Origin of the sequence: Nocardia sp. NPDC056611, from assembly GCF_042792755.1 — a bacterium.
In the GTDB taxonomy this organism is placed as follows: domain Bacteria; phylum Actinomycetota; class Actinomycetes; order Mycobacteriales; family Mycobacteriaceae; genus Nocardia.
In genome coordinates, this window is record NZ_JBHTVV010000001.1 from 249837 (window position 1) to 273372 (window position 23536).

A 23536-nucleotide genomic window follows, 5' to 3' on the forward strand; every position below is an offset into this window, starting at 1 on the left:
ATGACAAGGGAGGCTCTGGTGCAGGGTACGGACTCGAGTGGTCTCGGACCGAGTGAAGTTCCGACGTCGACTGAATTGTCTGCGCCGTTCCCGCTCGGACCCGCGCAGATCGGGCTGTGGTACGCCCAGCTGCTGGCTCCCGAAGTGCCCCTCAACCTGGTCCAGTACGTCGACATCGAGGGTGACTTCGACGTCGACCTGCTGCTGCGCGTCGCCGAGGACGGCGTCCCGATCTGGCGCTCCTCCCAGCTGCGTTTCACCGAGATCGACGGACAGCCCCACCAGTACATCGACCCGACCGCGGGTCACAACACCGAGCTGATGGACCTGCGCTCGGAAGCCGATCCCATCGCCGCCGCGCACGAGTGGATGCAGGTCCAGATCCTCGAGCCGATCGACCTGCTCACCGGCAAGCTGTTCTCGCCCACCCTGATCCGGGTCGCCGACCAGCGCTGGTTCTGGTTCTTCGTCGGTCACCACATCGTGGGCGACGGCTACGCCGCCCTGAACACCATGCAGTGGACGGCCCGTCGCTACACCGCGCTGCAGCGCGGCCTGGAGCCGGAGACGGTGAAGGTCGGCACGCTGCGCGAGCTGGTCGAATCCGAACTGGCCTACCGCGAGAGCAGCCGCTTCCGCACCGACCGCGCCTACTGGCAGGAGCGCACCGCGGGCCTGGACGGCACCATGTCGCTCAAGGGCCGCACCGCCCCGCCGCGCTCGGACAACCTGCGCCGTGGCGTGGTGCTGCCGGAGGACCTGGTCCGCCGCATGGAAGAGTGTGGCGCGCAGCATGATTCGGGTCTGGCGGGCGTGATCATCGCCGCCTTCGCGGCCTACATGGCCAAGCTGACCGGCCAGGACGAGGCCGTGCTGAGCCTGCCGGTCACCGCCCGCACCACCGCGGTCATGCGCCGCTCGACCGGCATGCTGTCCAACATCGTGCCGCTGCGGATGGCGGCCGGGCCGGACACCACCTGGCTGGAGCTGCTCACCGCGGCTCGCCTGGAGATCTCCGGCGCGCTGCGCCACCAGCGCTACCGGCACGAGGACATCCGCCGGGACGCGGCCGAACTGCAGGGCGCTCCGGCGTCGCGGGCGCTGTACGGCCCGATGGTCAACATCATGCTGTTCCACCCGCAGCTGGACTTCGGCGACATCCAGGGCCGGCTGAACCTGCTGTCCACCAGCCCGGTCGAGGACATGAGCCTCAACGCCTTCTACGGCGAGAACGACCGGGTGCGCCTGGACCTCGAGGTGAACCCGAACCTGTACACGGCCGACGAGATCGACCGCCACATCGAGCGTTTCGTGGCGTTCGTCGAGCGGCTGGTGGAGCTGGACCCGGCGGCCCCGCTGTCCGCGGTCGAGGTCATCACCGAGCGGGAGCGCGAGGTGGTGCTGCGCGAGTGGAACGACACCGCGTTCACCGTGGACCCCGAGGCGACGCTGGTGTCGATGTTCGAGGCGCAGGCCGCCCGGACGCCGCAGTCGCTCGCGGTGCGTTTCGGCGGGACCCCCGCCTGCGATCTCACCTACGCCGAGTTCGCCGGACGGGTGAATCGGTTCGCCCGCTACCTGATCTCGCGCGGCATCGGCCCGGAGTCGCTGGTCGCGCTGCACCTGCGCCGTTCGCCGGAGCTGCTGGTCGCGGTGTACGCGGTGCAGGCCGCCGGTGGCGCCTACGTGCCGCTGGACCCCGATCACCCGGCCGACCGGATCGCGCACATCCTGGACACCGCCGCGCCCGCGCTGGTGCTGACCACCGCCGCCGACCGTCCCGCCACCGCCGCCGCCGTGCTGGACATCGCCGACCTGACCGAGGCCGCGCTGGCCGAGTTCTCGGCCGCCACGGTGACCGATGTGGACCGGCTGTCCCCGCTGCGTCCGGCGAACACCGCCTACGTCATCTTCACCTCGGGTTCCACCGGCCGCCCCAAGGGCGTGGCGGTGAGCCACCGCTCCATCGTCAACCGCATGGTCTGGATGCGCGAGACCTTCGCGCTGTCCGCCTCGGATGTGATGCTGCAGAAGACGCCGATGACCTTCGACGTCTCGGTGCCGGAGCTGTTCTTCGCGCTGCAGATCGGCGCGACCCTGGTGCTGGCCCAGCCCGACGGCCACCGCGATCCGGCCTACCTGCGCGCGGTGATCGACGAATTCGGCGTCACGGTGGTGCATTTCGTGCCGTCGATGATGGATCCGTTCGTGGCCGAACTGGAGGCCGCCGCGGCCGCGGGTGCACCGCCGCTGCGGATCCGGCAGCTGTTCGCCTCGGGCGAGGCGCTGCCGGGCCCCATCGCGCAGCGGCTGCGCGCCCTGACCGGCGCCCCGCTCCACAATCTCTATGGCCCCACCGAAGCTGCGGTCGAGGTCACCTCGCACGAGGTGACCGCCGCGGACATCACCGCCGTGCCGATCGGCGCGCCGGTGTTCAATACCCGGCTGTACGTGCTCGACGCACGCCTGCGGCCGGTCCCCATGGGGACTCCGGGTGAGCTGTATCTGTCGGGGGTTCAGCTCGCCCGGGGTTACCTGGCGCGTCCGGGTCTGACGGCGGAGCGGTTCGTCGCCGACCCGTTCGCGGCTCCGGGTGAACTCATGTACCGCACCGGTGATCTGGTCTGCTGGACCGAGTCGGGTGAGATCGAGTACTTGGGGCGCACCGACTTCCAGGTGAAGGTGCGCGGCCTGCGCATCGAGCTGGGTGAGATCGAGACCGTGCTCGGCGATGTCGAGGGCGTGTCCCGCGCGGTGGTGATCGTGCGCGACGACCAGTTGGTCGCCTACGCGGTCGCGACCGACGAGGTGGACGCGATCAAGCTCAAGGCCGCTGCCGCGCGGGCGCTGCCCGCCTACATGGTGCCGAGCGCGTTCGTGCTGCTGGAGGCGTTGCCGGTCAACGCTTCCGGCAAGCTGGACCGGGCCGCGCTGCCGGATCCGGTCCGGGTCGCGGTGGTGCACGAGGTGCCGGTGACGGTGACCGAGCGGGCCGTGGCCGCCATGTTCGCCGAGGTGCTGGGCACCGACCAGGTCGGCCGCACCGACGACTTCTTCGCCCTGGGCGGCAACAGCCTGATCGCCACCCAGGTGGCGTCGCGGCTGAACGCCGAGCTGGGCTGCCGCCTCACGGTGCGCGAGATGTTCTCCGCCACCGGCGTGGCCGAGCTGGCCGCGGTGATCGACGCCCAGTTCGTCGACGCCGACGCCGAGTCCGGCAGCGCGGTCGCCCTGGTGCGCCGCGACCGGCCGGAGGCGCTGCCGCTGTCCCCGGCGCAGCAGCGCATCTGGTTCCTGAACCGTTTCGACACCGCGAGCGCCGGCTACAACATGCCGTTCGTGGTGCGGCTGCGCGGCGAGGCCGATCCGGAGGTCATGCGGGCCGCGCTGGCCGACGTGCTGGGCCGCCACGAGGTGCTGCGCACCGTGTTCCCCACCACCGCGGCGGGTTTCGCGCAGCAGCAGGTACTGCCGGTGGCGGTGGCGACCGAGCCGGTGGCGCAGGAGCCCTGTGACGCCGACGAACTGGACGCCCGCCTGCGCGCCTTCGCCGCCCAGGGGTTCGACCTGGAGCGCGAGATCCCGTTCCGTGCACGACTGTTCACCGTTACCGGCGCCGTCGCGTCCGATTGCGGACTGGGCGGTCCGGTGCTGGTCGACGCCGCGGATCTCGACGTCCCCGAGTACGCGGTCGCCATCGTGCTGCACCACATCGCCGCCGACGGCCTCTCGCTGCCCATCCTGGCCCGCGACCTGATCACCGCCTACCTGGCCCGCACCGGCGGCCAGGCGCCCGCCTGGGAGCCGCTCGCGGTGCAGTACGCCGATTACACGCTGTGGCAGCGGGATCGGCTCGGCGCGGCCGACGACCCGGAGTCGCTGCTCTCCCGGCAGCTGGACTTCTGGCGCGGCACCCTGTCGGGCGCGCCGGACGTGCTCGAGCTCCCGGCCGACCGTCCCCGGCCCGCCGTCGCGACCGGTCGCGGCGGCAAGCTCGACGTCGAGCTCACCGCGGAGTTGCACGCCGCCATTTCGGAAACGGCTCGGGCCGAGGGCATCTCGACCTTCATGCTGATGCACACCGCGCTGGCGGTGCTGCTGTCCCGCCTTTCCGGCGAATCGGACATCGTCATCGGCACCCCGGTCGGCGGCCGCGGCGCGCGCGAACTCGACGACCTGATCGGCATGTTCGTCAACACGCTGCCGCTGCGTACCGAGATCGACGGCGAGCTCAGCTTCCGCGACCTCGCGCACCGGGTCCGTGACATCGATCTTGCCGCGTTCGCGCACGCCGACGTCCCCTTCGAACAGCTCGTCGAGACCCTGAATCCGGTGCGGTCGGCGGCCCGGCATCCGCTGTTCCAGGTGGCCCTGTCGTTCACCGCCGCCGGAGACATCAGTCTCGAACTGCCCGGATTGCTTGCCACGACGAGTACCCTGGACACCGAGGTGACCAAATTCGACCTGTCGGTCGCGGTCACCGAAAGCTTCGCCGGTGCCGGTCCCGGGGAAGGTCCGGCACCGGCGGGGATCCACGCGGAGTTCGAATTCGCGGTGGATCTCTACGATCCCGCCACCATCGAGGTCTTCGCGCGCCGCTATGTGCGCCTGCTCGAGGCGATCACCATCGATCCGGCCGTGGTCGTGAACACGCTGCCGCTGCTGTCCGAGGCCGAATACGCCGATCTGACAACCCGTTCCGGTGGAGCCGTGGACGCGGTCAGCCTGCTGCCGGAGATCATGGCCGCGGCTGTGGCGTCCGCTCCGGACCGAATCGCCTTGATCGAGCGCGATGTCCAGTTCACCTACGCCGAACTGGACGCCCTCTCAAATCGCTTGGCGCGCCTGCTGATCGAGCGCGGCCTGGGCCCGGAGCAGCTGGTGGCCGTGAGCCTGCCGCGGTCGATCGAGTACATCGTCGCCGTGTGGGCCATCGCCAAGACCGGCGCCGCCTGGGTGCCGGTGGACCCCGCCTTCCCGGCCGACCGCATCGAGTACATCGTCCGCGACGCGGGCGCGGTGCTCGGCCTGACCGTGGCGTCGGTGCGCGACGCGCTGCCCGGCACGCTGCCCTGGCTGCTGCTCGACGACGCCGAATTCACCAGCGCCCGCACGGCCTTCCCGGCCGATCCGATCACCGACGCCGACCGGGTGCGGCCGCTGCGCGCCGCCAATGTCGTGTACTCCATCTACACCTCCGGCTCGACCGGCCTGCCCAAGGGCGTCGTGGTCACCCACTCGGGTCTGGCGGGTCTGTCCGAGGCGCAGTACGAGCGCTTCAGCGGTTCCGCCGAGGCGCGGGTGCTGCACGTGACCAGCTCCTCGTTCGACGTCTCGGTCGGCGAGCTGCTGCTGGCCCTGCGGTCGGCCGCCACCCTGGTGGTCGCCCCGACCGGCGCGCACATCGGCGACGAGCTGGCGGAAGTCATTCGGGCGCACGGGGTCACCCACGTCTTCATGACGCCCTCGGGCGCGAGCACCATCGATCCGGCCGACGTCCCCACCCTGCGCCACGTCGCGGTCGGCGGCGAGGCGCTGTCGCCGGAGATGGTGCGGCGCTGGGCCGAGGCCGGGCGCGACATGATCAACGCCTACGGCCCCACCGAGGCCACCGTGGTCGTGAACATCACCGGCGCGCTGGCGGCGGGCGAGACCGTCACCATCGGCCACCTGGTGCCGGGCGCGCGCGAGTGGATCCTGGACCAGCGGCTGCGGCCGGTGCCGGTCGGCGCGATCGGCGAGCTGTACCTGGGCGGCCTGCCGGTCACCCGCGGCTACCGCAATCGCGCGGAGCTCACCGTGAGCCGGTTCGTGGCCTGCCCGTGGGCGCCCGGTGAACGTATGTACCGCACCGGCGACCTGGTGCGCTGGACCGCCGACGGCCAGGTGGAGTACCTGGGCCGCAACGACTCCCAGGTGAAGCTGCGCGGCTTCCGCATCGAACTCGGCGAGATCGAGGCCGCGCTGGCGGCGCTGCCGCAGGTGCGCCGGGCCGTGGTGGTCCTGCACCACGACGCGGTGCGCGGCGACCAGCTGGTGGCCTACCTGGTGGCGGCCGCCGGCGGCGTGGACGTGGCCGAGATCAAGACCGCGCTGGCGGATCGCCTGACGGCGTACATGATTCCGTCGGCCTTCATGGTGCTCGACGCCATGCCGATGACCGTCAACGGCAAGCTCGACTACCGCGCGCTGCCCGCCCCGGTCTTCGCGGCCCGCGAATTCCGCGCCCCCGCGACGCCGATCGAACTGCTGGTGGCCGAGGTCTTCGCCGAGGTGCTGGGCCTCGCGCCCGCCGCCGACATCACGCCGGTGGACGCGGCCCTCACCGCGGCCGTGGCCGTCGCCGACTCCGCGCTCGGCTCGAATGCTCCAGTGGCGCACCTGGATTCGGTCGTCGAGGCCGACGCGCCCGCCGCCGGTGTCGGCGCGGACGACGACTTCTTCGAGCTCGGCGGCAACTCGCTGATCGCCACCCAGGTGGTGGCGCGCCTCGGCGCGGCCCTGGACACCACCGTCCCGGTGCGCCTGCTGTTCGAGGCGTCCAGCGTCGCCGAACTGGCGGCCCGGCTGGCCGACCTGGCCGGTACCGGCGGCCGCGCGCCGCTGGTGGCTGGGGAGCGGCCCGAGGTGGTGCCGCTGTCCTACGCGCAGCAGCGCATGTGGTTCCTGAACCGCTTCGACAACAGCTCGATCGCCGACAACCTGGTCGCGGCCATCCGCCTGGACGGCCCGCTGGACGCGGACGCGCTGGCCGCCGCGGTCACCGACGTGGTGGCGCGGCACGAGACGCTGCGCACCGTGTACCCGGCCGTGGACGGCGTGGGCCGTCAGCTGGTGCTGCCGGTCGAGCAGTCCGGTGTCGCACTGGTTTCGGAGCAGGTGCGTGCCGAGGATCTGGAGAACCGGATCTTCGAGCTCGCGGTGCTGCCGTTCGCGGTGGACGAGCGGGCTCCGGCCCGGCTCACCCTGCTGCGGGTGGCGCCCGAGACCCACGTGCTGGTGCTCGCCGTGCACCACATCGCCGCCGACGGCTGGTCCATCGCGCCGCTGACCCGGGATCTCATGCTGGCCTACGCGTCCCGCACCGCGGGCGCGGCCCCGGCGTGGACGCCGCTGCCGGTCCAGTACGCCGACTACACGCTGTGGCAGCGTGACCTGCTGGGCGCCGAGGACGACCCGGAATCCCTGCTGGCGGATCAGGTTCGCTTCTGGCGCGCCGAATTGTCCGGGCAGCCCGACACTCTGGAGCTGCCCGGCGACCGGCCGCGCCCGGCCGTGGCGACCCGCCACGGCGCGCAGTACCGCTTCGCCATCTCCGCCGAGCGGCACGCCCGCCTGCGCGAGCTGGCCGAGGGCGATCGCGCCACCCTGTTCATGGCGCTGCACGCGGCCTACGCCACGCTGCTGGCGAAACTGTCCGGCGCCGCGGACATCTCGATCGGCTCCGTCGTCGCCGGCCGCGGCGAGCAGGCGCTCGACGACCTGGTCGGCATGTTCGTCAACACCCTGGTGCTGCGCACCGAGGTGGCCCCGGACCGTTCGTTCCGGGAGCTGCTGGCCCAGGTGCGTGAGACCGATCTGCGCGCCTTCGCGCACGCGGACGTCCCGTTCGAGCGCCTGGTCGAGGTGCTCAGCCCGATGCGCTCGCAGGCCCGCCACCCGCTGTTCCAGGTGGCCCTGGATCTGCAGAACACCACGCAGACCAGCCTCGAGCTGAACGGCCTGACCGCTTCGCGGGTCGAGCTGGACCCGGGCATCGCCAAGTTCGATCTGCAGCTGTCGCTGGTCGAGGATCGTGCGGCGGGCGGGCTGGACGCCGTGTTCACCTACGCCACCGACATTTTCGACGAGGCCACCGTCGCGGCCTTCGCCCGTCGCCTGGACGTGGTGCTGGACGCGGTCACCGCCACCCCGGACCGCCCGGTCGGCGATATCGACCTGCTCACCGACGCCGAGCGCGCCCAGGTGCTGACCGGCTGGAACGACACCGCCCACGACATCCGCTCGGCGCTGCCGGTCGGCGCCTGGGGCGAGACCACCCCCGCGACCCTGGTCGCCCTGTTCGAGTCGCGGGCTCTGACCTGCCCGAACGCCCCGGCCGTCGAATTCGGGGGAACAGCTCTGTCCTACGGCGAGTTCTCCGGCCGCGTACACCGCCTGGCCCGCAAGCTGGTCGAGTCCGGCGTCGGCCCGGAATCCCGGGTGGCGCTGGCGATCCGCCGTTCCCACGATCTGCTGGTCGGCATGTACGCGATCCTGGCCGCCGGCGGCGCGTACGTCCCCGTCGATCCGGATCAGCCCGAGCAGCGCACCGACTACGTGCTGGACGCGGCGGGCCCGGTGCTCGTGCTGACCACCGCCCGCGACGGTTTCACCACCGCCCGCGACATCCCGGTGCTGGCCGTCGACACCGTCGATCTGGCCGGGTACGCCGCGACCCCGCTGACCGACGCCGATCGTCTCGCGCCGCTGCGGGAGTCGAACGCCTGCTACGTCATCTTCACCTCCGGTTCCACCGGCCGCCCCAAGGGTGTCGCGGTCTCGCACGCCGCCGTGGTGAACCGCCTGGTGTGGGGTCAGGACCGCTACCGCCTGACCGCCGACGACGTGGTGCTGCAGAAGACCCCCTTCACCTTCGACGTGTCGGTGTGGGAGTTCTTCTGGCCCTTGCAGATCGGCGCCAAGCTGGTCGTGGCCGCCCCCGACGGCCACCGCGACCCGAAGTATCTGGCCGAGTTGATCATTCGCGCGGGCATCACCCACGCGCACTTCGTGCCGTCCATGATGGCGGTCTTCGTGACCGAGCCGGCCGCTGCCCACTGCACCGGTCTGCGCCAGGTGTTCGCCTCCGGTGAGGGCCTGCCCGTCGGCACCGCCGCCCGCATGCGCGAGCTGACCGGCGCGCGCGTGCACAACCTGTACGGCCCCACCGAGGCCGCGGTCGAGGTCACCCACCACGAGGTCGCCGACACCGATGTCGCGTTCGTGCCCATGGGCCGTCCGGTCTGGAACACCCGGACCTATGTGCTGGACGGCCGCCTGAACCCGGTCGCGCCCGGCGTCGCCGGTGAGCTGTACCTCGCGGGCGATCAGCTGGCCCGCGGCTACCTGGGCCGTCCGGATCTGTCCGCGGATCGCTTCGTGGCCAACCCCTTCGGCGACGGCGCGCGCATGTACCGCACCGGTGACCTGGTCACCTGGACCGCCGAGGGTGAGCTGATCTACCTGGGCCGCACCGATTTCCAGGTGAAGCTGCGCGGCCTGCGCATCGAACTGGGGGAGATCGAGGCCGCGCTGCTGGCGCAGCCGGGCGTCAACCAGGCGGTCGTGCTGGTGCGCTCGGACGACCGCGCGGGCGATCAGCTGGCGGGCTACCTGCAGCGCGAGCCCGGCCACGCCATCGACCTGGACGCGGTCAAGGCGGCGCTGGGCGGCCTGCTGCCCGCGTACATGGTTCCGGCCGCGTTCGTGGTGCTGGACGCCTTCCCGGTCAACGCCTCCGGCAAGCTGGATCGCGCCGCGCTGCCCGCCCCGGTCTTCGAGACCGCGGCCTACCGCGCGCCCGAGACCGTGGCCGAGGATGTGGTGGCCGGGGTCTTCGCGGATCTGCTCGGCGTCGACCGGATCGGCGCGAACGACGACTTCTTCGCGCTCGGCGGCAGCTCGCTGCTGGCCGCCCGCGTGGTGGCCCGGGTCGGCGCGGCGCTGGACGCCGAACTGTCGGTGCGCGACCTGTTCGACGCCCCGAGCGTCGCCGGTCTGGCCGCGGTCGCCGAATCCCGTTCGGGCAGCGGCACGCTGGTGCCGCTGACCGCGCGCCCGCGCCCGGCGCTGGTGCCGCTGTCGGACGCGCAGCGCCGCATGTGGTTCCTCAACCGCTACCACGCCGACGCGACCGGGGTCGGCCCCGGCGCGGCGGCGGACAACATCCCCATGGTGCTGCGGGTGACCGGCCCGCTGGCCGCGGCCGCCCTGCACTCCGCGCTGCGGGATGTGGTGGCGCGCCACGAGACCCTGCGCACCGTCTACTCCGACGGCCCGGACGGTCCCGTGCAGCGGGTGCTGGCCGAGGGCGATGCCCGGCTGGTCACCGCGCCGATCACCGCGGACGAACTGACCGCCCGGGTGGCCGAGGTCGTCGCCCGCCCGTTCGACCTGACCACCGAAACCCCGGTGCGCGCGGCCGTTTTCAGCCTGTCGCCGACCGATCACGTGCTGGTGCTGGTGGTTCACCACATCAGCTCGGACGGTTTCTCGATGGGCCCGCTGGCCGCTGACTTCATGACCGCGTACCAGGCCCACCGCGCCGGGGTGGCGCCCGCCTGGGCCCCGCTGCCGGTGCAGTACGCCGACTACACCCTGTGGCAGGCCGAGCGCCGGGGTGACGAGACCGATCCGGCCTCGCTCGCGCACCGGCAGCTGGCGTTCTGGCAGCAGCGCCTGTCCGGGCTGCCCGAACAGCTGGAGCTGCCCGTGGACCGCCCGCGTCCGGCGGTGGCCTCGCTGCGCGGCGGCACCCACCGCATGCGCGTGGACGCCGAATTGCACGGCGGCCTGGTGGATCTGGCGCGCGCCCACGACACCACCCTGTTCAGCACCGTGCACGCGGCGCTGGCCGTGTTGCTGGCCCGGATCTCGGGCAGCACCGACATCGCGATCGGCACCCCGGTCGCGGGCCGCGGCGAGCAGCAGCTCGACGCCCTGGTCGGCATGTTCGTCAACACCCTGGTGCTGCGCAGCGAGATCGACCCGCGCGCCGGCTTCGACACCGTGCTGAACGCGGTGCGCGCCGACGACATCGCGGCCCTCTCGCACGCCGAGGTGCCCTTCGAGCGACTGGTCGAGGTGCTGTCCCCGGCCCGCTCGCAGGCCCGCCACCCGCTGTTCCAGGTGGCGCTGACCTTCCACAACTACGCGCTGCCCGCGGTGGAGCTGCCGGAGCTGACGGTGCGCCCGGAGGCCCTGGACGCCGGGGTGTCGAAGTTCGACCTCCAGTTCACCGTGCTCGAGCAGCACGGCCCGGACGGCCGCCCGAACGGCATGGACATCGAGATCAGCTACGCCAGTGAGCTGTTCGACGCCGACACCATCGCCGCCCTGGCCGGTCGCTTCGACCGGGTGCTGGCGTCGGTGGCCGCCGACGACACCGTGGTGGTCGGCGACATCCCGCTGCTGACCATCGAGGAGAGCGCCCGCGTTCTCCACGAGTGGGCCGGCACCGGACCCGATATCGCTGAATTCACCACGCTGGCAGACCGTTTCGCCACTGCGGCGGCCATCGACCCGGCCGCCCCGGCGGTGCGTTCCGGCGACGTCACGCTCAGCTACGCCGAGCTCGACGCGCGCTCCAACCGCCTGGCCCGTTGCCTGATCGCGGCCGGCGTCGGCCCGGAATCCCTGGTGGCCGTGGCCCTGCCGCGCACCGAGGAGCTGGCGGTGGCGTTGCTGGCCGTGGTCAAGGCGGGCGGCGGCTACCTGCCGATCGACCCCAACTACCCGGCCGACCGCATCGAGTACGTGATCGACGACGCCCGCCCGGTGTGCGCGATCAGCAGCGGCGCGGCCCAGCTGCCCGCCGGCTGGTTCGGCGGCCCGGTGGTCTGCCTCGACACCATCGACCTGGACGGTTACGACGCCGCCCCGGTCACCGACCGCGACCGGCGCGCCCCGCTGCGCCCGGCCGACATCGCCTACGTCATCTACACCTCGGGCTCCACCGGCCGCCCCAAGGGCGTGGTGATCCCGCACCGCAATGTGATCCGGCTGTTCGACAATGCTCAGGGCCACTACGGTTTCGGGCCCGCCGACGTGTGGACCATGTTCCACTCCTACGCCTTCGACTTCTCGGTGTGGGAGCTGTGGGGCGCGCTGCTGTACGGCGGCAGCGTGGTGGTGGTCGACTACTTCACCTCGCGGTCGCCGCAGCAGTTCCGGGAACTGCTGTCCACCGCGGGCGTGACCGTGCTGAACCAGACCCCGTCGGCCTTCTACCAGCTGATCACCGCCGACGCCGAGAGCGACTCCGAGCTCGCGCTGCGTTACGTGATCTTCGGTGGTGAAGCGCTGGAGCCGCAGCGGCTCTCGGGCTGGTTCGCCCGGCACCCGCAGGGCCCGGCCCTGATCAACATGTACGGCATCACCGAGACCACGGTGCACGTGTCCTACCGTCCGATCACCCCGGACACCGGTTCGGCCAGCGTGATCGGCGGCGCGCTGCCGGGTCTGACCGTGCGCGTGCTGGATTCGCGGCTGCGTCCGGTCCCGGTCGGCGTCCCCGGCGAGATCTACGTCTCCGGCGGTCAGCTGGCGCGCGGCTACCTCGAGCGCCCGGCGCTCACCTCCGGCCGCTTCGTGGCCGACCCGTACGGCGCCCCCGGCGAATCCGCCTACCGCACCGGCGATCTGGCGCGCTGGACCCCCACGGGCGATCTGGAGTACCTGGGCCGCATCGACCAGCAGGTGAACCTGCACGGCTTCCGCGTGGAGCTGGGCGAGATCGAGGCGGCGCTGCTGCTGGATTCGCGGGTCCGCGAGGCCGCGGTCATCGTGCGCCACGACGAGGCGGCGGACGTCTCCCGCATCATCGGCTACGTGGTCCCGGCGGCGGGCGCGGTGGTGCCCACCACCGAGCTGCGCACCGCCGTCGCCCGCGAACTGCCCGAGCACATGGTTCCGGCCGCACTGGTGGTCGTGGACCGGATCCCGTTGACCGTCAACGGCAAACTGGACCGCGCGGCGCTGCCCGCACCGGTCTTCGAGGGCACCGAGTACCGCCAGCCCGCCACCGTGGCCGAGGAACTCATCGCCAACGTGTACGCGGACCTGCTGGGCATCGAGCGGGTCGGCGCGGACGACGACTTCTTCGCCCTGGGCGGCAGCTCGCTGCTCGCGGCCAAGGCGGTCGCCCGCATCGGCGCGCTGTTCGACACCACCGTCGGCGTGCGCGCGCTGTTCGAGGCCCCGACCGTGACCGCGCTGGCGGCGCGGGTGCAGGCCGAGGCCGACGGCCCGAAGCGGCCGGTGCTGGCCGCGGGCGCCCGTCCCGAGCACCTGCCGCTCTCGCCCGCCCAGCAGCGCATGTGGTTCCTGAACCGCTTCGACCGCTCGTCGACGGCCTACAACATCCCGGTGGCGCTGCGCCTGACCGGCGAACTGGACGCCCCGGCGCTGGAGGCCGCGTTCGCGGCGGTGATCGAACGCCACGAGACCCTGCGCACCGTCTACCCGGAGCTGGCCGAGGGCCCCGCGCAGGTGATCCTGCCCGCCGCGGACGTGATCGCCGAGCTCAAGCCGGTCGACCTCACCGAGGCCGAACTGGTCGGCAAGGTCACCGAATTCGCCATGACCACCTTCGACGTGACGGTGGACGTGCCGGTGCGGGTGCTGCTGCTGCGCATCGTGGACGCGGACGGCGTGCCGACCGGCGACCACGTGCTCGCCGGTGTGCTGCACCACATCTCGGCCGACGGCTCCTCGGTGGTGCCGTTCGTGCGCGACCTGATGATCGCCTACAACGCCTGCCTGGGCGGCGCCAAGCCGTCCTGGACGCCGCTGGTCGTGCAGTACGCCGACTACGCGCTGTGGCAGCGCGCGCTGCTGGGCTCGGAGGACGATCCGGAGTCGGTGGCCGCGGGCCAGCTCGCCTACTGGCGCGAGACCCTGGCCGGGCTGCCCGACCAGCTGGACCTGCCCGCCGACCACCCGCGTCCGGCGCGACAGAGCCTGCGCGGCAGCTACATCCGGCTCTCGCTGGACGCCGAGCTGCACGCCGGCCTGACCGAACTGGGCCGCCGTCACGGCGCGACCCTGTTCATGGTGGTGCACGCGGCCTGGGCCGCCCTGCTGTCACGGCTGTCGGGCACCTCCGACATCGCGGTCGGCACCCCGATCGCGGGCCGCGGCGACGCCGCCCTCGACGACGTGATCGGCATGTTCGTCAACACCCTGGTGCTGCGCACCGGAACCGATGGCGCCGAGTCGTTCACCGATCTGCTGGCCCGGGTCCGCACGGGCGACATCGCCGCCTTCGGCAATGCCGACGTGCCGTTCGAGCGCCTGGTCGAGGTGCTCAACCCGGCCCGGTCCACCGCCCGGCACCCGCTGGTCCAGGTGGGCCTGTCCTTCCAGAACCACGAGCGCGCCAGCCTCGAACTGCCCGGCCTGACCGTGTCGGAGGTCGAATTCGACACCCACGTCGCGCAATTCGATCTGCACCTGTTCGCGGTGGACCACTACGCCGAGTCCGGCGCGCCCGCCGGACTGGAGCTGACCCTCGGCTACGCCCACGACCTGTTCACCGAGGCCACCGCGCAGCGCTTCACCGCCGCGCTGGCCCGGCTGCTGGAAACCGTGGTGGCGCAGCCGGAGACGGCCATCGGCGAGGTCGACCTGCTGGGCGCGGGCCTGCGGCAGCGCATCCTGCACGACTGGAACGCCACCGCGCGCCAGCTGGCCCCGGCCACCCTGGCCGACCTGGTGGACGAGCAGGCGGCCGCCGCCCCCGGCGCGGTCGCGCTGCTGGACGACGCCGGAACCTCGCTCACCTACGGCGAATTCGACGCCCGGGTGAACCGCCTGGCGCGTCGCCTGATCGCCGCGGGCGTCGGACCCGAGACCGGTGTGGTGCTGGCCATGCGCCGCGGCATCGATCTGGTGGTCGCCATGTACGCGGTGGTGAAGGCGGGCGGCGCGTACGTGCCGATCGACCCCGACCACCCGGCCGACCGCATCGCCTACATCGTCGAGACCGCCGCTCCCGCAGTGGTTCTCACCACCTCGGCCGACGGCGTGTCGTTCCCCACCGAGGTGCCGGTGTTCGAGGTGGACCGGCTCGACCTGTCCGCGCTGTCCGCCGCCCCGGTCACCGACGCCGAGCGGGTCCGCCCGCTGCGCGAGCAGCACCCGGCGTACATCATCTTCACCTCCGGTTCGACCGGCCTGCCCAAGGGCGTGGCGGTGCCGCACGCGGCCATCGTCAACCAGTTGCGCTGGCTGCGGGCCACGTTCGAGCTGGGCGCGAGCGACCGCGCGCTGCTGAAGACCCCCGCCACCTTCGACCTGTCGGTGTGGGAGTTCTGGTCCACCCTGACCACCGGCGGCAGCCTGCTGGTCTCGGCCGCGGGCGAGGAGCGCGATCCGGACCGCCTGCGCGCCCTGATCGAGGGTCACGGCGTCACCGTCCTGCACCCGGTGCCCTCCCTGCTGGGCATGCTGCTGGCCGGCGGCCCGCTGCCCGGGTCGGTGCGCGCGGTGCTGGCCATCGGTGAGGCGCTGCCCGCCGCCACGGCCGCCGAGTTCCTCGACCACCACGCCGGGAACGACTCCGGCGCACGGCTGTTCAACCTGTACGGCCCGACCGAGGCGGCCGTCTCGATCACCGCCTTCGAGGTGACCGAGCGCCACCGGCAGGCCGTGCCGATCGGCTCGCCCGCCTGGAACAGCCGCGTGTACGTGCTCGACGCCCGGCTCTCCCCGGTCCCGGTCGGCGTGCCCGGCGAGCTGTACCTCTCGGGTGCGCAGCTGGCCCGCGGCTACTTCGGCCGCCCGGCCCTGACCGCCGACCGCTTCGTGGCCGACCCGTTCGCGGGCGGCCGCATGTACCGCACCGGCGACATCGTCCGCTGGCGCGAGGACGGGGCGCTCGAGTACATCGATCGCGCCGACTTCCAGGTCAAGATCGGCGGTTTCCGGATCGAGCTCGGCGAGGTGGAGACCGCGCTGCGCCGCCAGCCCGGCGTCACCGCCGCGGTCGCGGTCGCCCGCACCGCGGGTGACGCGGGGTCGCGCCTGGTCGCCTACGCCGCGGTGCCCGGCACCGCCGCCGAGAGCCGCGACGAGGTGTCGGCCGCGCTGCGCGCCGCCCTGGGCGCGGAGCTGCCGAAGTACATGGTCCCGGCCGCGCTGATGGTCCTGGACGCCCTGCCGCTGAACGCCAACGGCAAGGTGGACCGGGCCCAGCTGCCGGAGCCGGTCTTCGCGGTGGCCGCCTACCGCGAGCCGACCACGGCCGTCGAGCAGGCGGTCGCGGCGGGCTTCGCCGAGGTGATCGGCGCGGCCGAGGACATCCTCATCGGCCTGGACACCGACTTCTTCGCCCTCGGCGGCAACTCGCTGATGGCGACCCGGCTGGCCGCCCGGCTCGGCGCGGATCTCGGTGTGCGGGTGCCGGTCTCGGCCCTGTTCGAGGCGCCGACCGTGGACGGCCTGGCGACCTGGATCGCCACCGCCGACCACGCCGACGCGCTGCCGCCGCTGGTGCGCCGCACCGACGCGGGCCCGGCCCCGCTGTCGCTGGCGCAGCAGCGGATGTGGGTGCTCAACCGCCTGCACCCGGAGTCGGGCGCCTACAACGTGCCGACCGCCATCCGGCTCACCGGCCACCTCGACCGGGCCGCGCTGACGGCGGCCCTGCGGGATGTGCTGGAGCGCCACGAGATCCTGCGCACCCGCTACCCCGAGGTGGACGGCGAGGCCGTGCAGGTGGTGCTCGAGGTCGGCGAGCTCGACGGCGAGCTGACCCCGGTTCCAGTGTCGGAGAACGATCTTCAGGCCACGCTCGTCGAGGTGGCCGCGGCGGGCTTCGATGTGACCGTGGCTCCGCCGGTGCGGGTCGTGCTGTTCGAACTGGCTCCGGACGAGCACGTCCTCATGGTGGTGCTGCACCACATCAGCGCCGACGGCTACTCGGTGCTGCCCATGACCCGGGACCTGGTGCTGGCGTACACCTCCCGTACGTCCGGCGCCGCTCCCGCCTGGACCCCGCTCGAGGTCCAGTACGGCGATTACGCCGCCTGGCAGCGCACTGTGCTCGGCTCCGACGCCGATCCGCAGAGCCTGCTCTCGCGCCAGCTGGCCTTCTGGGTGGACGAACTGTCCTCCGCCCCGGACCAGCTGGAGCTGCCCACCGACCGGCCCCGGCCGGCACGGCGGGACATGCTGGGCAAGACGATCGATTTCGCGGTGGACTCCGACACCGTCGAACGACTGTCGACCCTGGCCCGCGCGCACGGCGCCACCCTGTTCGGGGTCGTGCACGCCGCCTTCACCGTGTTGCTGGCCAAACTGTCCGGCCAGCGCGACATCTCGATCGGCGTTCCCGTCGCCGGTCGCGGTGAGCGGGCACTGGACGACCTGATCGGCATGTTCGTCAACACCGTGGTGCTGCGCACCGAGGTGGACGGCAAGCTGACCTTCACCGACCTGCTGAAGCAGGTGCGCGATCGCGATCTGGCCGCGTTCGATCACGGTGACGTCCCGTTCGAGCGGGTGGTGGAGGCCGTGCTGGCCGCCACCGGCCGAGGCCGTTCGGCCTCGGTGAACCCGTTGTTCCAGGTGGCTTTCGCCTTCCAGAACATGGCGCCGGTGTCGGTCGAACTGCCCGGGCTGACCGTGGCGGCGCTCGAGCCCGAGCTGATCGAGGCCAAGTTCGACCTCCAGCTCACCGGCATCGAGCAGCACGACGCGGCCGGGAAGGTCACCGGTCTGGACATGCGATTCGGGTACGCGATTGACATTTTCGAGGCCGACTCCGTGCGTCTGCTGGCTCAGCGCCTGCGGTCGGTCCTCGACACCGTCGTCGCGAATCCGGACGTGTCGTTGCGCGCCATCGACATCCGGACCGAGGCGGAGCGCAACCGCCGCCCCGGCACCGGTGCGCCGAAGGCCGAATCGGTCGCGCCGCAGCAGAATTCCTCCACCTCTGCCGCGGCCGACCTGCCCACCCTGATCGCCGCCGCCGCGGCCGCCGCTCCCGCAGCGGTCGCGGTCACGCACGGCGAGCACACGGTGACGTACCGGGATCTCGCCGAGAAGATCGCCGTCACCGCCCGCGCCATGGGCGCCGCCGCGAAGCCGGAGGCGCTGGTCAACGTGGCACTCGCCGGGCTGGTGCCCGGCATTCTGGCCGCCCTCGGCGCGGCCGGACTCCGTCAGGTCCTGAGCACGCTCACCGCGGACGCGCAGGCCCTGGTCCTCAGCACGGAAAGCACGTCGGAAGGAAGCCTCTGATGCACTACGCAGAGTCGATCGCCACCAACCGGACCGGACGGGTCACGGCCTTGCGCCGGGCCTACGGCGTGGGCGACCTACCATGTCTGATCGCCGTCGTGGCCGAGCTGGACGCCGACCGCGTCGCGCTGCGCTACGCGGGCGACACCGTCGCCTACGGTGTCCTGGCCGCCGAGATCGCCATGCTGAGCGAGGCCATGGGCGGCGCGCTCGAGCCCGAGGCGCTGATCCAGGTGGTGGTCTCCGGCCAGCTGCCCGGCCTCATGGACGGCGAGGCCGGCGGCCTGACCACGGCACTCGAGGCCCTGGTCGACGACGCCGTGCTCGCGGCGTCCGACGTCCTGGACCCCAAGCTGGCCCCGGTCGAGACGCTCAGCACCCAGTTCCGGGCGCAGGTCCAGCGCACTCCGGACGCCATCGCCATGGACTACGACGATGAGACCCTCACCTACGCCGAATTCGCCACGCGCGTCACCGTTCTCGCGCGCCACCTGCGCACCCTGGGCGTCGGCCCGGACGTGCTGGTGGGCCTGGCGGTGCGCCGCTCCTTCGAACTGCTGGTCGGCATGTTCGCCATCCTGGAGGCGGGCGGCGCGTACGTGCCGATCGATCCGGACCACCCGGCCGAGCGCACTTCCTACGTGCTCGAGGTGGCCCAGCCCGCGGTGGTGCTCACCACCACCGCCGACCAGCCGCCGTTCGAGATCGCCGCCCCGGTGCTGCGCATCGACGAGTTCGAGGACAACGCACGGGAACTGGGCATCCACGGCGACCGGCTGCTGTCCCCGGCCGACGACCCGGAGCTGCCCCAGCCGGGCCCGGACAACCTGGCCTACGTCATCTTCACCTCCGGCTCCACCGGCCGCCCCAAGGGCGTGGCCATTCCGCACCGCGCGGTGATCGCGTTCCTGCGCTGGCAGCAGCGGCAGTTCCGGCTCACCGACCAGGACGCGCTGCTGTTCAAGACCTCCACCACCTTCGACGCCTCGGTGTGGGAGATCTTCTGGCCCCTGACCACCGGCGCGCGGATCGCGATGACCCGCCCCGACGGCCATCTGGACCCGGCCTACCTGGTGCGGGTGATCCGCGAATCCCGGGTCACCACCGCGTTCTTCGTGACCTCCATGCTGGCCGCGCTGGTGGGCGAGGTGATGCGCAGCGGCGAGGAGATGCCCGATTCGCTGCGCTACCTGCTCACCGGTGGCGAGACCGTCCCCGTCGGAACCGCCGCTGACTTCCGCAGCGTCAGTGGCGCGACCCTCTTCGACGTGTACGGCCCGACCGAGTCCACCGTGCTGGCCACCTCGCACGAGGTCACCGCCGCCGACGTCGACTCCATCCCGATCGGCAGCCCCGGCGACGACGTGGAAGTGCTGGTCCTGGACGAGGATCTGCGTCCCGTGCCGGTCGGCGTGGTCGGCGAGCTCTACATCGCCGGCCCGCAGCTGGCCCGCGGCTACGCCGGTCGTTCCGGCCTGACCGCCGAGCGTTTCGTGGCCAACCCGGAGGGCCCCTCCGGCGACCGCATGTACCGCACCGGCGACCTGGTGCGCTGGGTGTCCAACCCCGACAACGGCCCCGATGAGCTGGAGTACGTGGGCCGCAGCGACTTCCAGGTGAAGATGCGCGGCCTGCGCATCGAGCTGGGCGAGGTCGAGACCGCGCTGCGCCGCGACGCCGCCGTCGCCCAGGCGGCGGTGCTCATGCACACCCGCGCCAACGGCGAACAGAACCTGGTCGGCTACGTGGTGGCCGCCGACGGTCACGAGATCGACAGCGCCGCCGTGCTTTCCACCGTGCGCACCCACGTGCCCGAGTACATGGTGCCGTCGCTGCTGGTGCCGATGGCGCAGCTGCCGCTCAACGTGAACGGCAAGGTGGATCGCCGGGCACTGCCCGAACCGGACTTCGCCGACGCCGTCACCGCGTACCGCGCGCCGGAGACCGCCGCCGAGGAGGCGGTCGCCGCCATCTTCGCCGACCTGCTCGACCTCGAGGTGGTCGGCGCGGACGACGACTTCTTCACCATCGGCGGCAACTCGCTGATCGCCACCCGCGCCATCGCCCGCATTCGCGAGACCCTCGGCGTCACCGTGGACGTGCGCGACTTCTTCGAGCGGCCGACGGTGTCCGCGCTGGCCGCGCTGGGCGACAACGCCGGCCCGGCCCGGCCGCCGCTGACCGCGGGCCCGCGCCCGGACCACATCCCGCTCTCGCCCGCCCAGCAGCGCATGTGGTTTCTCAACCACTACGCGCGCAGCGAATACGATCCGGCCGCCGACGAATTCGATCCGGCCGCGGTGGACAACATGCCGTTCGCGCTGCGGCTGCGCGGCGACCTCGACACCGCGGCGCTGGCGGCCGCGTTCGCCGACGTGGTGGAGCGGCACGAGTCGCTGCGCACCTACTACCCGGCCGCCGAGCAGGGCCCGGCCCAGATGGTGCTGCCCGCCGCCGCGGTCGACCTGACCCCGCGCGACGTGCCCGAGGACCAGCTGGTCGGCACCGTACTCGGTTTGGCCGCACAGGGTTTCGACGTCACCGCCGAGGTGCCGCTGCGCGCCCGGCTGCTGCGCTCGGGCCCCGGCGACCACACCCTGGTCGTGGTGGCCCACCACATCGCCGCCGACGGCGCCTCCATCGGTCCGCTGGTGCGCGACCTGGTGATGGCGTACGTGGCCCGCCAGGCCGGGCAGCGCCCGCAGTTCGCGCCGCTGGCCGTGCAGTACGCCGACTACGCGCTGTGGCAGCGCGCCTGGATGGGCGACGAGTCCGACCCGGATTCGGTGTCCGCCCGCCAGATCGCCTTCTGGGCCGACGAACTCGCCGAGCTGCCCGCCCAGCTGGACCTGCCCGCCGACCGCCCGCGGCCCGCCGCCTCCAGCGGCCGCGGCGCGACCTTCGAGACCGTGCTCGACGCCGACCTGCGGGCCGCGGTGGACAAGCTGGCCGCCGCGCACCGTGCCACCCCGTTCATGGTGCTGCACGCGGCGCTGGCCGCCGTGCTGGCCCGGCTGTCCAACACCACCGACATCGCCATCGGCACCCCGGTGGCCGGGCGCGGCGATCAGGCCCTCGACGACCTGGTCGGCATGTTCGTCAACACCCTGGTGTTGCGCACCGAGGTGCGCGGCGCGGACTCCTTCGGCGACCTCATCGCCCATGTGCGCGACCGCGATCTGCGCGCCTTCGCCCACCGCGACGTGCCGTTCGAGCGCCTGGTCGAGGTGCTCAACCCGCCGCGCGCCCGCAACCGCCACCCGCTGTTCCAGGTGGCCCTGTTCATGCAGAACCTGGGCGAGCTGACCGCCGGGCTGCCCGGCCTCGCGGCCGAGGAACTGGACTTCGATCCGGGCATCGCCAAGTTCGACCTGCAGCTCACCGTGAACACCGCCGGTGACGGCTACCGGGTCGAATACACCTACGCCACCGACCTTTTCGACGATCACACGGTGCGCGAGCTGGCCGCCAAGTTCACCCGGCTGCTGGCCGCCGCCACCGCGGACGCCACGATCGCCGTCGGCGATATCGAACTGCTCGACGCCGGGGAGTACGACTACGTCACCTCCAGCTGGAACGCCACCGGCTCCCGGGTTCCGGATCTGTTCCTGCACCAGGGTTTCGACGCACAGGTCGCCCGGAGTCCGAAGGTCCGCGCCCTGGTCTTCGGCGACACCGAACTGACCTACGCCGAGTTCTCCGAGCGGGCCAACCGCCTGGCGCGGCACCTCATCGCCGCGGGCGTCGGCCCGGAATCGCTGGTCGTGCTCGCCATGGCGCGCTCGGTGGAACTGGTCGTGGCCATGTACGCCGTGCTGCGCGCGGGCGGCGCCTACGTGCCGGTCGACCCCGCGCACCCGGCCGAGCGGATCGGCCACATCCTGGCCACCGCGGGCCCGCACTCGGTGCTCACCACCCGCCGTGACGGTTTCACGCTGCCCGAGACCATCGACGTGCCCCTGCACCACCTCGACGAGTTGAACCTCGAGGACTACTCCGCCGCCAAGATCGGCGACAAGGAGCGGCACGGGGTCCTGCACCCCGACCACCCCGCCTACGTGCTGTTCACCTCCGGCTCCACCGGCAAGCCCAAGGGCGTCGCGGTCACCCACCGCGCCATCGCCAACCAGCTGGCCTGGATGCAGGCCGAGTACGGCGTCCGCGCCCAGGACGTCTACCTGCAGAAGACCGCCACCACCTTCGACGTCTCGCTGTGGGGCTACTTCCTGCCGCTGCGCGCGGGCGCGACCCTGGTGGTCGCCACCCCCGACGGCCACCGCGACCCCCGCTACATCGCGGAAACCATTGCCCGGCACCAGGTCACGCTGACCGACTTCGTGCCGTCCATGCTGTCGGTGTTCGCCGCGCACGCCGAGCCGGGCGAACTCGACTCGCTGCGCGACATCTTCGTCATCGGCGAGGCGCTGCCGCCCGAGACCGTGACCGCCTTCTGGGCGGTCAGCGATGCCGGTGTGCACAACCTGTACGGCCCCACCGAGGCCGCGGTGTCCATCACCTTCCGGGAGGCGCACCGCTCCGACACCCTCGCCGTCCCGATCGGCGAGCCGGAGTGGAACTCCCAGGTGTTCGTGCTGGACTCGCGCCTGCACCCGGTCGCCATCGGCGTGCCCGGCGAGCTGTACCTGGCCGGCACCCAGCTGGCCCGCGGCTACCACAGCCGCTTCGACCTCACCTCGGATCGCTTCGTGGCCAACCCCTTTGGCCGGCCGGGCGAGCGCATGTACCGCACCGGCGACCTGGTGAAGTGGACCGAGGACGGCGAGCTGGTCTACCTCGAGCGCCTGGACTTCCAGATCAAGTTCCGCGGCCAGCGCATCGAACTGGCCGAGATCGAGAGCGCCCTGCTGCTGGCCCCCGAGGTGGCCCAGGCCGCGGTGCGCCTGGTCAGCGCCGACTCCGGCGATTTCCTGGCCGGCTACGTGGTGGCCGCCCCCGGCGTCGAGCTGGATCCGGAAACCCTGCGCGAGGGCCTGACCCGGGTGCTGCCGCCCTACATGGTGCCCACCGCCCTGATGGCGCTGCCCGAACTGCCGCTCAACTCCAGCGGCAAGCTGGACCGCAAGGCGCTGCCCGTTCCGGAACTGCGCGCCAAGGCTTTCCGCGAGCCGGTCGACCCGGCCCAGCGACTGGTGGCGGCGGTGTTCGCCGAGGTGCTGACCGTCGAGCGCGTCGGCCTCGACGACGATTTCTTCGCCCTGGGCGGCAGCTCCCTGGACGCCGCCCGGGTCACCTCCCGCATCGGCGCCGAGCTCGGCTCCCGGGTGGCGGTGCGGCTGCTGTTCGAGTTCTCCACCGTCGAGGGCCTGGCCGCCGCGCTGGTCGCCGCCAACCCCGACGCCGCCCGCCCCGCGCTGGCCGCGCGCCCGCGCCCGAAGCGCATTCCGCTCTCGCCCGCCCAGCAGCGCTTGTGGTTCCTCAACCGCATCGAGGCCGAGGACGGCGAGCACAGCGTCTACAACCTGCCGATCGTGCTGCGCCTGCGCGGCAACCTGGACATCGCCGCCCTCGA

2 protein-coding genes (1 of these 2 running past the window's edge) are annotated in these 23536 nt (G+C 72.3%); both read left to right on the forward strand.

The features are described 5' to 3' along the window. The gene (locus ACFRAQ_RS01290) at window positions 1-18006 is read left to right on the forward strand and encodes a non-ribosomal peptide synthase/polyketide synthase (RefSeq protein WP_379092471.1); all 18006 of its coding nucleotides are present in this window, start codon (window positions 1-3) and stop codon (window positions 18004-18006) included. After that, a protein-coding gene (locus tag ACFRAQ_RS01295) for a non-ribosomal peptide synthase/polyketide synthase (protein WP_379092474.1) crosses the window boundary here: on the forward strand, window positions 18006-23536 show its 5' portion. The gene runs 13522 nt beyond the window's last position; the window shows 5531 of its 19053 coding nt (coding positions 1-5531); its start codon is at window positions 18006-18008; its stop codon lies off the right edge, out of view. Before ACFRAQ_RS01290 ends, ACFRAQ_RS01295 begins: the two co-directional genes overlap by 1 nt.

Coding starts and splice junctions, on each gene's coding strand:
- ACFRAQ_RS01290 (WP_379092471.1), top strand. CDS start 1: ATGACAAGGGAGGCTCTGGTGCAGGGTACGGACTCGAGTGGTCTCGGA.